The sequence below is a fragment of the Variovorax sp. P4_D9 genome, from assembly GCF_056401695.1.
The window spans coordinates 1-12,662 of the sequence record NZ_JBFUIU010000207.1; the positions used below are offsets into that span (position 1 = coordinate 1).

Annotated in this window: 12 protein-coding genes and 1 pseudogene; 5 read left to right on the forward strand and 8 right to left on the reverse strand. The window is 64.5% G+C overall.

Translation table 11 applies throughout. From position 1 onward, the window contains the following. The 3 genes from AC1DY5_RS22035 to AC1DY5_RS22045 form a co-directional block, all read left to right on the forward strand. A partial coding sequence (locus AC1DY5_RS22035; RefSeq protein WP_478114763.1) for an AMP-binding enzyme occupies positions 1–385 on the forward strand: 385 nt, incomplete at its 5' end. Positions 386–484: 99 nt separating this feature from the next. Further along, a complete protein-coding gene (locus AC1DY5_RS22040) occupies positions 485–1,846 on the forward strand; it encodes an MFS transporter (protein WP_478114765.1) in 1,362 nt (453 codons plus the stop codon). A gap of 131 nt (positions 1,847–1,977) precedes the next feature. Continuing rightward, positions 1,978–3,273: an NAD(P)/FAD-dependent oxidoreductase gene (locus AC1DY5_RS22045; RefSeq protein WP_478114779.1), complete on the forward strand. Its 1,296-nt coding sequence runs from the start codon at positions 1,978–1,980 to the stop codon at positions 3,271–3,273. A gap of 89 nt (positions 3,274–3,362) precedes the next feature. Here the strand turns inward: AC1DY5_RS22045 and AC1DY5_RS22050 are convergent, their stop codons facing one another. Then, complete coding sequence (locus AC1DY5_RS22050; RefSeq protein WP_478114767.1) at positions 3,363–3,548, reverse strand: hypothetical protein; 186 nt, start codon at positions 3,546–3,548, stop codon at positions 3,363–3,365. A 27-nt stretch (positions 3,549–3,575) separates the two neighbouring features. Between AC1DY5_RS22050 and AC1DY5_RS22055 the strand changes: the two genes are divergently transcribed. Then, positions 3,576–4,823 (forward strand): multidrug effflux MFS transporter, encoded by a 1,248-nt coding sequence (locus tag AC1DY5_RS22055; RefSeq protein ID WP_478114769.1) that lies wholly within the window; start codon positions 3,576–3,578, stop codon positions 4,821–4,823. Positions 4,824–4,934: 111 nt separating this feature from the next. On the opposite strand, the gene AC1DY5_RS22060 is transcribed toward AC1DY5_RS22055, so the two are convergent. Then, positions 4,935–5,222: a hypothetical protein gene (locus tag AC1DY5_RS22060; RefSeq protein WP_478114771.1), complete on the reverse strand. Its 288-nt coding sequence runs from the start codon at positions 5,220–5,222 to the stop codon at positions 4,935–4,937. 752 nt (positions 5,223–5,974) lie between these two features. Between AC1DY5_RS22060 and AC1DY5_RS22065 the strand changes: the two are divergent. Continuing rightward, positions 5,975–6,778 (forward strand): annotated as a pseudogene (locus AC1DY5_RS22065) (TauD/TfdA dioxygenase family protein). A gap of 494 nt (positions 6,779–7,272) precedes the next feature. On the opposite strand, the gene AC1DY5_RS22070 reads toward AC1DY5_RS22065, so the two are convergent. The 6 genes from AC1DY5_RS22070 to AC1DY5_RS22095 form a co-directional block, all read right to left on the reverse strand. Continuing rightward, positions 7,273–9,165, reverse strand: a complete 1,893-nt coding sequence (locus tag AC1DY5_RS22070) for an alpha/beta fold hydrolase (RefSeq protein WP_478114772.1) — start codon at positions 9,163–9,165, stop codon at positions 7,273–7,275. Between the two features lie 29 nt (positions 9,166–9,194). After that, complete coding sequence (locus AC1DY5_RS22075) at positions 9,195–9,659, reverse strand: MaoC family dehydratase (RefSeq protein ID WP_478114774.1); 465 nt, start codon at positions 9,657–9,659, stop codon at positions 9,195–9,197. Positions 9,660–9,715: 56 nt separating this feature from the next. Then, positions 9,716–10,534, reverse strand: a complete 819-nt coding sequence (gene phaZ, locus AC1DY5_RS22080) for a poly(3-hydroxyalkanoate) depolymerase (protein ID WP_478114776.1) — start codon at positions 10,532–10,534, stop codon at positions 9,716–9,718. Positions 10,535–11,301: 767 nt separating this feature from the next. After that, positions 11,302–12,168, reverse strand: coding sequence for an ImmA/IrrE family metallo-endopeptidase (locus AC1DY5_RS22085; RefSeq protein WP_478114777.1), 867 nt, complete (start codon positions 12,166–12,168; stop codon positions 11,302–11,304). 41 nt (positions 12,169–12,209) lie between these two features. Further along, the gene (locus AC1DY5_RS22090) at positions 12,210–12,296 is read right to left on the reverse strand and encodes a hypothetical protein (protein ID WP_478114781.1); all 87 of its coding nucleotides are present in this window, start codon (positions 12,294–12,296) and stop codon (positions 12,210–12,212) included. Between the two features lie 40 nt (positions 12,297–12,336). After that, positions 12,337–12,662: hypothetical protein (locus AC1DY5_RS22095; RefSeq protein WP_478114783.1), on the reverse strand; the 326-nt coding region annotated here is incomplete at its 5' end.

The following is a 12,662-nucleotide window of genomic DNA, read 5'->3' on the forward strand; positions in this document are numbered from 1 at the left end:
GACCGGCGACGTCGCGACGATCGATGCCGACGGGTTCATGCAGATCACCGACCGCAGCAAGGATGTCATCAAGTCCGGCGGCGAGTGGATCGGCTCGATCGACCTCGAAAACATCGCGATGGCCCACCCGGSGGTGGCGATGGCCGCGTGCATCGGTGTCGCGCACCCGAGGTGGGACGAGCGCCCGCTGCTGGTGGTGGCAAAGAAGCCGGGCGCCGAGGTGACGCGCGAGGAACTTCTCGACTTCTACAACGGCAGGATCGCCAAGTGGTGGACGCCGGACGACGTGGCATTCGTCGACAGCATTCCACTGGGCGCTACCGGGAAGATGCTGAAGAACCGGCTGCGCGAGACGTTCCGCGATTACCGGCTGCCGACAGCCTGAGTTCGGAAGGCGCCCACCAGGCCCTCGTTGCCATCCTTGCGATGGCAACGAGGGCAGCCTGGGCGCCGACGCATGAATTTTGATAACGAAGGAGACAAAGTGAATATCCCAACTACCGGCTCGAAGCCGAACGACGGCTACCTGTTCGGGCCGCGCCAGGCGTGGTTCGCCTTTGCGATGACGATCGCGCTGTATCTGTTCGACTATATCGACCGCCAAGTGATCGTCTCGCTCTTTCCCCACATGAAACAGGACTGGGGCCTGTCCGACAAGCAGCTCGGGGGACTAGTCTCGGTGGTGTCGCTCACCATCGCGTTCGCGGCACTGCCGGTGGCGCTGCTCGCCGACCGCACCAGCCGAGTCAAGAGCATCGTGGTGATGGCCACCGTCTGGAGCCTGGCGACGATCTCATGCATGTTCACGCGCAGCTACGGGCAGTTGCTGTCCGCGCGCGCACTGGTGGGCCTGGGCGAAGCCGGCTACGGCGGAGCCGGCGCAGCCTTGATCGCGAGCCATTTCCCGGCGCGCAGGCGCGGTGCCCTGCTGGCCGGCTTCTTCGCCGCAGCCTCGGTGGGCTCGGTGCTCGGCGTGATGCTAGGCGGCTTGATCGCGGCGCACTGGGGCTGGAAGGCCGCTTTCGGCGTCGTCGGATTTCCCGGCTTGTTGCTGGCCCTGCTGTACCTCAAGGTGCGCGACTATCAAACCGTGGAGCTCGCGCCCAAGCAGGACCGTGCCACGCCCTCGAAGCTCAGCGCCACGCGACTAATCGTCAAGGCAATGCTTCGCTCGCGCACCATGCTGTGGGTGTGCGTGGGCGGCGCGGCGCAGGTGCTCGTGCTCTCGGCCGTCTGGTCGTGGCTGCCGAGCTTTCTGAACCGTGAGTACGGCCTCGCCCCCGACCAGGCGGGCGTCAAGGCGGCGCTCGTCGTGYTGTGCGGCGCCATCGGCAGCGTGGTGTGGGGGTCGGTCGTCGACCGAGCCGGCGCCCGCAATCCGCGAGCCAAGCTGCACGCGATGACGCTGCTGTGCATCGCCTCGTTCCTGGTGCTGGCGGCGGCCTTCGGCGCCCCGTGGCTCGGTCTCGAGGTGTCCGCGCAGGTCCGCTTCGCGCTCATCGCTTTGGGCGGCTTCCTGATGACCTGCACCGTTGGCCCGGTGGCGGCAATCGTGATCGACGTGACCCACCCCGCCGTGCGCGCCACCAGCGCATCGGTGCTGGCGCTTTTCTTGAACCTGTTCGGCTTGGCCGCGGGGTCGTTCATCGCCGGCGTGCTGTCGGACACCTGGGGACTGACAGCTGCGTTGACGGTCATGCCGGCGTTCGGCCTGCTGGCGCCGCTGGCCTTCAGCTTAGCCGCGCGAACCTACGAGGCCGACATGTGGCGCGCCGACCAGCCCGCCGACGAGCCGGCCTCGACCCGCATACCGGGCGCGCGCGAGTTCTGCGACATGCAAACCTAATGCGCAGCTCAAGGTCGCGCCCCTCAGACATGAACAAAGTCGTTCAACGCGGAACGCATGCTGCCGAAGCCGCGAATGTTGTCACCGACGACCGCCGCGCCCAAGCGGGCACGGCGCCCTCACATCGCATCGTGATCGTGGGCGGTGGCGCAGGCGGGCTCGAGTTGGCCACTCGGCTGGGTGACCAATTGGGTCGCCGCGGAATGGCGCAGGTCATGCTGATCGAGAAGGCGCGCACGCATTTCTGGAAGCCGCACCTGCACGAGATCGCTGCCGGCACGGTCAATTTGCACGCGCATGCGGTCGACTACCTCGCCCAAGCGCACTGGCACGGCTTCCGCTATTGCATGGGGGAGATGACGGGCCTGGACCGGCAGCGGCGTGAGGTGCATGTGGCTCCCTACATCGATCCGGACGAAGGCGAGCACGTCACCGGCCCGCGCGTGTTCGGCTACGACACGCTCGTCATTGCCGTGGGCAGTCTCAACAACGACTTCGGCACGCCTGGCGTCCAGGAACACGCGATCCGGCTGGAGACGCCCGCGCAGGCGGTGCAATTTCACCGCCGACTCGTCAATGCATGCGTGCGCGCAAATTCACAGAGCACCGCTCTTCGACCTGAACAGCTGCAGGTAGCCATCATCGGGGCTGGTGCAACGGGTGTGGAGTTGGCCGCCGAGTTGCACCACGCCACCCGTACCCTGGTGTCCTACGGCCTGGATCGCATCGATCCTGAGCGCGACATCAGGCTCAACCTGATCGAGGCCGGTCCGCGCGTGCTGCGCTCGCTGCCCGAGCGCATGTCCGCAGCGGCCACACAGTTGCTCGAGAAGATCGACGTTCGCGTGCGGACCAGCGCCAGGGTGACCGCCGTCACCGCCGCCGGTGTGCAGCTCGCGAACGGAGAGACCGTTCCCGCTGAGCTGGTGGTGTGGGCTGCCGGCGTCAAGGCGCCGGCATTCCTCGCCCAACTCGACGGCCTGGAAACCAATGGCATCAACCAGCTTGTCGTGAAGCCCACGCTGCAGACCACCGGAGACGACACCATTTTCGCCATCGGGGACTGCGCCGCCGCGCCTTGGATCGGACAAGACGGCAACGTGCCGCCGCGCGCSCAGGTGGCGCACCAGCAGGCCGCGCACATGCTTGGGCAGATCGAGCGTCTCTTGCGCGGCAAACCAATGAGGCCTTGGCGCTACCGCGATTTCGGCTCCCTGGTGTCACTCGGCAGGCACACGACCGTGGGCAATCTGATGGGGCGGCTCGTCGGCGGCAACCTATGGATCGAAGGCCTCTTCGCGCGCGCGATGTATATGTCGCTCTACAAGATGCATGAACTGGCCTTGCATGGTGCGTGGAAGACGGCGCTCGGTACTGCGGCGCGCTTCATTTTCCGGCGGACAGTGGCGCGCGTGAAGCTGCATTGATGCGACGGATGGACAATTCCCGAGGTACTGTCCTACCGGCCAGAAATCGAGCATGGCGAACACGAACCGCAGCATGATCCGCGCAACCCTCAAGAGCCGTGGACGGCGAACCCCATCCTGGCCGCATCGCGGGCGGGCGCAATGCCCTTGCCTGAGCCGCCCTCTCGCGCAAAGTCCCCCAGCCCGAAGAGGTCATCCATCGGGCACGCATCCACAAGCGGGCTTGCGGCCCGCTCGACGTCACGCTCGTAGGTACGAGAACCGATCACCAGCATCCACAGCACGCCCAGGTAGAGACATCCATGCCCCCGCCATCCACCCCCAGCAGCGCGCATCCCTTGGCGCGCTTCAATTCCCTGCAAGCGATTCTGTTGCTGGGCTGCATGGGCATGCTCCCGACCCTGTGGTCGGACATGCTGTTTCCCGCGATCGTGTCCATCCAGCAGGATCTGGGCACCTCTGCCACCGCCGTACAGCAAACCGTCTCGCTGTTCTTTGTAGCCAATGCCTTCATGTGCCTGTGGCATGGCGTGCTCTCCGACGCCTGGGGACGGCGCAAGCCATTGTTCATCGGGCTGGTCGTGCTGGTGCTGACCTCGCTGCTGAGCCTGCTGGCCACCCGCATAGAGCACCTGTGGATTCTGCGCACCGTGCAGGGCATGGTCGTAGGTATGGGCCACATCTTGTGCCGCGCTGTCGTACGGGATCTGTACAACGGCGAGTCCGCACAAAAGATGATTGCCCACACCAGCTTCCTGCAATCGGCCGGCGCCATCATCCTGCCGATGCTCGGGGGCTGGCTGACGTGGATGTGGGGCTGGCGTGCGGTGTTCGCGTTCCTCAGCGCGGTGGGCGTCATGCTGCTGGTGGTCTATGCGCGCAACCTGCCTGAATCGCTGCCCCCGGCCCGACGCCAAGCCATACGCCTGGACAGCCTCTGGCGTAACTACCACTTTGTGCTGGGTTCACCCTGGTTCATGCGCCTGACCGTGGCTCACTCCTGCAACTGGGCGGCCCTGTTTCTCTATGTGGCGGCGGCGCCCCAGCTCTTGACGCATTTGCTGGGGCGTCCCCCCACCGACGTCTACCTGATCTTCACCCCGATGATGGTGGGGCTGATTGCCGGCTTTCTATGCCTGCCGCGCCTGGTGCAACGCTGGGGGACGCGACGCGCCATGTACCTTGCCTATGCAGGGTTTGTCTTCGTTAACGTGCTCAACACCACGCTGGCCGCATTGGTGCCGCCCAGCCTGATCCATTTGCTGCCGATTGCGGCCTTAGGCTTTGCAATAGCCCTGTCCATGCCGCTGCTCGTGGGCCATGCGCTGCATCCCTTTCCCGACAATGCCGGGCTGGCCTCGTCCTGCCAACTGTTCGTGCAATACAGCATGATGGCGGTGGTGGCCGGTCTGCTCGCACCCATGCTATGGGATTCCTTGTCGCACCTGGCCCTGGGCTGTGCCGTGCTCACCTGCATCAGCATGACATTGCTGCTGTGGCAACGCTACGCCACAAACAAGGCGCAAAAGGCAGCCGCCATCCAGGTCTGAACACGCACATGGAGAACCGCTCCAATGACCCTGATCGGTCGCGACTGGGGACTGCGTGTGGGCGCCGGTGCGAAAGTGCCTGAAATCACCCGGTTTGAAAGTGCGAGGGGATCAGGCCATCGGGTGACGCACGCGAAGGCGGGCTGCGTGCAGGGCTTGCAGAGCCTTTCTCTCCTCGTGGCCGGCATCGCCGTCTGCATAGCCACTTCGATTGAGAACGTCGCAGCCAAGTTGGACCAAGAGCCTTGTAGTTGCGGCCCAGTCCTCTTGTAACGTCACCTCGAATAGATGGGCGATCAGGGCCGCCAAGACTGGCGATGGTGGGTCTAAGAGATCTTGTAACGATGAACCAATACGTTTGGCACTTTCTTCTTTGGATTCATGCACTTGCACGATCAAGGGATCTTGTAACGCAGACGCCTTCCGAGGTCTGTTGCGGCCATAGCCAGGGTGTGCGGCGCGCCAAGCCTTTACGCGAGCGACGTGGGCGGGGTCGTTGAAATACCCGACGTTGTCCGCAGCACTCAGCCAATTGGACTGGCTGGCGGCCTTGCTTGCACGTCGGCAATCGGCGGCTGAGCAATACAGCTGACGTTTTCGATTTCGGTGGTCGGAATCAAAAAACTGCCCGCAACACAAGCACTTGCGCTGTCCGGATCGCGCCATAGTCGCTCCTCGACTGGTCGAGCAAGGCAGCCCCCATTGGCCACGCGCGCGCCCGTACGGCGCAAGTCTGAAGAAGACGAACATYAAACCCGAAGAAGACGCGTCAAAGATGTCGATCAGAAGAAGACGGAAGCCGAAGAAGAGGCACGTTCACATCGGCTGAAGAAGAGCAGATTCGGATCGGCGCCCACACTGCGCCATCCGCCTTGGCGAGCTGCCGGATTCGCTGGTCGCGCGGCAGTTGGGGGCGGTGCGCTTGATCATCTCTGCCGCGCCTTCTGCTGCCGCTGGCGTGGGAATCCTCCAGGCCGACGACTCGGCGGCGCGCAGCCTGCTCGCGGACGGCCGGCTGCGATGCGTTCTGACGGACTTCGTCGATAACGTACCGCCTCCGATCTTGCTGGTCGCAAAAGGCCGGCGGCAGATGCCGCCGAAGGGTGCGTGCCTTTGGCGTTTTCGTCGCTGGCCTGGCCGAGCTGAGCAACGTGGACCTGGGCGCAGCCTCACGCGACGCCGACCTGACGGCCGAGATCCGCCAGTTGCTGCTCAAGCACCGCGTGCTGTTCTTCCGCGACCAGGAAATGACGCGCGCCGAGCACGTGGCCTTCGCCGGCCATTTCGGCGAGCTCGAGGACCACCCCGTGCTCGGCAGCGACCCGGAGAACCCCGGGGCTGGTGCGCATCTACAAGTCCCCCGAAACGCCGAACGACCGCTATGAGAACTCGTTCCACACCGACGCCACCTGGCGCTAGAAGCCGCCGTTCGGCTCCGTGCTGCGCTGCGTGCAGTGCCCGCCGGTCGGCGGGGCGACACGATCTGGGTCAACATGGTCGAGGCCTATCGGCGCTTGCCCGAGGACATCAAGACTCGCATCGCTAGCCTGCGCGCTCGCCACAGTATCGAAGCGAGCTTCGGCGCGGCCATGCCGATCGAAAAGCGCCTGGCGCTGCATGCCCAGTACCCCGACGCCGAGCACCCGGTGGTCCGCACCCATCCGGAGACGCGCGAGAAGGTGCTCTTCGTCAATGCCTACGCCACGCACTTCACCAACTTCCACACTCCCGACAACGTGCGCTTCGGCCAGGACTACGCGGCCGGTGCAAGCCAGCTGCTGCACTACCTGATCAGCCAGGCCGCGGTGCCCGAATTCCAGGTGCGCTTCCGCTGGAAGCCCAACAGCGTGGCGTTCTGGGACAACCGGAGCACCCAGCACTACGCGGTGATGGACTACCCGCCCTGCCACCGAAAGATGGAACGCGCCGGAATCGTCGACGGAGCCACTTTCTGAAGAGCGCCCCGAAAGAGGCCTCCAACCCAAGCTCATCGACCAAAGCACAAAGGTACGATCCTGAACTTCCTCGGGTTGCAGGCCATCTGCGAGATCGTCGGCAGGCTTGCCAGACCGCCCAGCGTCGGCGGCTCGGCTGGTTCACCCTGCCCGATCTATTTGGCACGCGGCTGTATTGGCCCAAGGAAACGCCGCCATCGGTGCTACCTCCCGGGGAGGGAACCTGGAAACCGCCGGGCATCGTGGCGACCAAATAGAGCCGTATGCAGCGGCAGGGGTTTGTCTGTCTGCGAGAACCGGGGGGCGCGACAAAGACTGCTTTGCGGCGTGGAACAACAACTCATGAAGGTCCAAGGGCCCAAACCGGAAATGCGCAGCGCTGAACTCGACGCACTAAACCCGACCTTTAGAAACACGCCATTGGGGGCCTCATTCGCTGGAGACCTGCGTGCACAGACACTTCAGTTGCTCCCGCATCCATCATCGGCCGCTTGCTACGTCTGCAGCACGTAGGTGCCCGGCGCGTCGCACACCGGCCGATGGACGCGCGAGCCGGCCTTGCCGGGCGCATCCATCAGCTCGCCCGAGCGCTCTTGCATCCATTCGCGCCAGTGCAGCCACCAGCTGCCTTCGTGCCGCACGGCAGTGGCGGCCCATTTATCGGCATCGGCCTGGCTGCTCGGCGCGGTCGAGAAGAACGCCTTGGGCGCCCCCGGCGGATTGATCAGGCTCTGCACGTGGCCCGTATTGGCCAGCACGAAGGTCGAGTCTTCACCGAACAGGCGCGCCGTGCCGTAGCAGCTCTTCCAGGGCGTGATGTGGTCGGTGAGGCCGCCGATCACGTAGGCGCCGATCTTCACCTTCGACAGATCGATCGGAACCCCTTTGATGGTCATGGCGCCTGGTTGGACATAGGGATTCCTTTCCATGATGTCCAGCAAGTCGGAATGGAACTTCGCCGGCAGCCGCGTGGTATCCGCGTTCCAGGCCAGGATGTCGAAGGCCGGCGGCTTATTGCCCAGCAGGTAGTTGTTGACCCAGTAGTTCCAGATCAGGTCGTTCGGACGCAGCCAGGCGAACATCGCGGCCAACTCGGAGCCCTCGATCACGCCCTTGCTGCGCGAGCGGGATCGCGCCGCGCGCACTGCCGCGGGCGAGTTGAACAGGCCCAGCGTGGTCTCCTTCATTGCGCCGGCGCCATCGAGCACGCACACGGCCCACGATACGTTGGCCACCTTGCGGGCCTCTTTGGTTTGGCCGGTGCCGGCGAGCCAGCCCAGATAGCCCGCCAGCGTCATCCCGCCCGAGCATGAGCCCCACATATTCACGTCGGGGCTGCCGGTGATCTCGCGTGCCACGTCGACCGCCTCATCCACCGCCAGGGCGTAGTGCTCCAAGCCCCAGTCGCGATGCTCCGCCGTGGGATTGCGCCAGCTCACCATGAACATCTGCACGCCGCTGTCCACGGTCCACTTGACGAGGCTCTTCTCGGGCGCGAGATCCACGACGTAGAACTTGTTGACCTGCGGCGGCACCATGACCAGCGGGCGCTGGTACACCTGCGGCGTGCTGGGCGTGTACTGGATCAGTTCGAAGGTCTCGCAGCGATAGACCACCTGGCCGGGCGAGGTCGCCATGTTCTCACCGAGCTTGAACGGCGTGCTGTCGACCTGCATCGGCATCATGTGGTTGTGCCGCATGTCGTGCACGAGGTTCTTCAGGCCTTCCACGACGCTCGCGCCGCCGGTATCGACGGCCTTGCGCACCGCCGCGGGATTGCCCATCAGCCAGTTGCTCGGCGCCAGGGCGTCGGTCACGAGGGCGGTGAGGAMTTGCGCCTGCCCCTTCTCGCGCTCGCCCAGCTTGGAGTCGGCGATCAGGCTGTGGAACTCGTTGTGCGTCAGCAGGTAGTTCTGCATCAGGCGCTTATAGGCAAAGTTGCTCTGCCAGGCCGGGTCTGCGAATCGGCGGTCCTTCGGTTCCGGCGCCAGTTCGGACTTGCCCTGCACGATCTGGCCGAGCACCTTCGCGTACTTGGCGAGCGAGCCGACGGTCGCGCCCGGGGACACCGTGGCCAGCTTGAGTAGCGACTGGGTGGCCTCCGCGAAGTCGGCGGCCCGCAGCCCGAGGAGCGGGTTCGGCGCCAGGGTGTTCTCGCTTGCGCGTGCGACCAGGTCGCTGAGGTCGTTGACCACGCTCATCGGGTCGGGCGTCGTGCGGGTGGGCTTGCTGGCCGTCCCGGTCGGCCTGGGTGATGCATCCTTCGGGGGTGTCTGCGCGGCGGCCTTGGCCGATGCGCGCTTGCGCGCGGGTGTCGACGCCGGCTTCGGCGTGGCCGCCTTTTTCTTCAGAGGTGCCTTGTCAGCGGCCGATGACGTTGTCGCCATGTCTCTGTCTCCTTGTGCTTCTTCAGCGATCAGGCCATCAGCATGGCCATGGAGTGCGCCACCAGCGCGGGCTTGTCCTCGCCCTCGATCTCCACCGTGTTCTCGGTGGTGAGCAGATGGCGGCCGTTGCCCTTGTCCTCGATGGACACCACGCTGATGTGGTTGCGCACGCGCTTGCCGGCGCGCACGGGCGCGATGAAGCGGATCTTGTCCAGCCCGTAGTTCACCGCCTGCTTGAGCTGCATGTGCGAGATGAGGACATCGAAGATCGTGGGCGCCAGCAGCGACAGGGTCAGGAAACCGTGCGCGATGGTGCCGCCGAAGGGGCTCTCCTTGGCGGCGCGTTCCACGTCGACGTGGATCCACTGCGCATCGTTCGTGCAGTGGGCGAACTCGTCGATGCGGGCCTGGTCGATGGTGATCCAGGACGACGAGCCGATGGGCTGGCCGGTGAGGCCGGCGAGGGATTGGAAGGTGAACTCAGGGGTGCTCATGGCGATGGGGGGATTCAATGAATGAATGAGAGGAACGGCCAGGCACCCCGAAGACTTCAGGGCCTGTCCAGGAATTCGCGTATGGCCGCGACGGATTCATCGGCACGGGTCATCAGGAACATGTGCCCGCAATCGAAGACTTTGAGCTCCGAATGCTGGATCAGCTTGTGCATCAGCCGCGCATTGACTAGCGGCACCAGCGGGTCGTCGGCGCCCGCCATCAGCAGCGTGGGTTGGCGCAGCCCCGGCAGCCAGTGGACACTGGTCCAGCCCGAGGCGGCAAGCAGCTGCAGGTAGTAGCCCAGCTTCGACTTGTACTTGACGTGACGGAACAGCTCGGTGGCCAGCGCCGGGTTAGTGCGGAAGTCGCCGCCATAGATGTCGCCGCTGATGCTCCGCGAGTACTCGGCATCCATGTACCGCTTCGGCGTTGCCATCTTCCACAGCACGCCGGGGTTGGCCGGAACCATCACAACGCCCGCAGCCGTCGCGCACAGGATCAGCCGGCGGCAGCGGTTGCGGCAGGTGTATGCGAATTCCTGCGCGGCGGCGCCCCCCCAGGAGACGCCCAGCACGTCCACCTCCGCGATGTCGAACCGGTCCAGGATCTTCGCGGCCAGCCGTGCGATGCCGCCGAGCCGGTAAGGCCAGCGCGGCAAATCCGACTGGCCGACACCCGGGATGTCGAAGATCACGATCTCGCGTTCCGGCATGCGTTCGGCGAGGGGTGCCAAGAGTTCGATGTTGCCGCCGATGCCGTTGAACAGCAGCAGGGGCACGCCCTTACGGTTGCCCGGCTTGCGGCCGACGCGCACGCGCATGGGGTTCGCCGGCGTGCCGAGTTCCATCATTTCGATGGCGAACGGGCCTGGCACCGGGGCAGACTTGGTGCGACGCGTTACACCGTGCGCGGCAGGTTTGTCGGCGCGGCGCGTGGCGGTGAGATGTTGAAGTGTGACAGTAGACATGAGAGCCTGATTGTCGGAGCGACCAGGCGACGTCGCGTGACTCGCGACGCAGGATTTACCCTAAGCTGGCAGAGCCGGAACTAAAACAAGTGTTTCGATGGCCGCCGCACCGAAGACCGACCATGGCTGCCACGGCACTGACGGATCGCTATGCGGCGAACCTGCACCTTCATCACCGGCCTGCCTGGGGCCTGCTATGCAGGCCGAATGACGAGTTTTCTGTACTCCCGCGGCATTCGCATCTTCGGAACTCTTCAACAAGCTGTGCGGCAGCCTGCTGGTGTTTGTGTATCACTGCTGTTACCCCTGGTGACGTAGCGATCTCGCACTGCGTCCCGCTGGCAGTGAAGTCGGGCTGCCGCACTGCAGTCGTTCGCGAAGGACTCCTTCTGGCCGGCTCCGGGCCGTCGCGGTGCCAGGGTCCACGCTCGCTTGCTGCATTGCTGACGTTCGAGCTAGCTGCGCTGCTCTGGTCCGATATTCCGTCGACGCGCCGGCCGACGCGCAGGACAAAGAGAGCGTCGAGGATCTGTCGGATGTCGTCCGCGAAACCAGGCAAGCGGACCAGGAAGAGCGCTCGCAGACCGACGAGAGGTGATCCGCCCCAACGGTGTGTGTCGGGCTTGCCTTCAGTCCTCTTAGATCCCCAAAACCACTCGTGGATGACACGCCGGTCAAGACATGCCTGCGGCTTGTATGACTGGCCGCTCGAACCTGGTGCGCGCCGTCAGCCCAAGCAAGGTTTCAACCTGCCCGGATGCGCGCATGACCTGGTACAAGTCCAGGGTCTCTGCAGTCGTGTCTTCCTTCACGTAGGCGGCGAGGTACGTTTTCGAGTTGTTCTCGACGCCGTTGCGGCCGGAGACGATGTAGGCGACGGATTCGGCCTCAAGTTCCCGCTTTCTGTGCTCGAGCTTTGGGCGATCCGGAATGTTCAGATACTTGTCGGCGCCAAGATGCCCCAAGAACAGGTGGCCGAGCTCGTGGGTCAACGTGGCGAACTGGACATTGACGTCGTGGTTGCGGTTCACCCTCATGAGATACCGCGAAGGAACCGCAGGATTGGCCGATCGCAGCAGGAGCCGGATTGACCCTGCGAGGTTGTCGCCGGCATCCACGCTACTCCATTCGATGCCTTTGCCGACCAGCTTCCTCGAGCAGGCATCCAACACGCCTGGCGTCATGCCGCCTTCTGCCGTAAACGCTGTGGCCGCAGATGGCAAAGCGGCACCGTCGGTGTCCAGGACGTCGTAGACCAATGCGACCGGCCCGAAGGGTCGAAGGATGAGCAACGGTCGTGCCCCATCCTTGATATGCCGGTCGAATCGGTCACGCCAATCGGCCGCCGATGCGGCATAGCTCAAGCCCGGCTTTTGAATCTCCAGCAACATGGCGTTGAAGGGCGCGAAGTTGCGCAGACGGACGACAAAGTCAAGCAACGCCTGGTAGTCGCTTCCTTTCCGGTACAGCCTCGAATCGTCCAGCAACTGATCGAGCAGGGACCGAGCCACGTCGCCATCAAACAACTCGGGCTGGGCCACTGCTTGGTGCGGCCTGGCACCGCCCGCGGGCGCTAGGGCGGTCATGCCTTTAGATACCCGTACACGCTCGCCCGGGAGATGCCGAGCGTCTCCGCGATGTCCACCTTGGGAACGCCTCGCGCAGCCATCTCCCGGAGCGTCTTGGCGGCGTCAGCGTCGAGGACCGGCTTACGCCCCTTGTAGACCCCTTGGGCCTTCGCGATCGCTATCCCTTCGCGCTGGCGTTCTTTGATCAGAGACCGCTCGAACTGAGCCCGGCTTTTGAATCTCCAGCAACATGGCGTTGAAGGGCGCGAAGTTGCGCAGACGGACGACAAAGTCAAGCAACGCCTGGTAGTCGCTTCCTTTCCGGTACAGCCTCGAATCGTCCAGCAACTGATCGAGCAGGGACCGAGCCACGTCGCCATCAAACAACTCGGGCTGGGCCACTGCTTGGTGCGGCCTGGCACCGCCCGCGGGCGCTAGGGCGGTCATGCCTTTAGATACCCGTACAC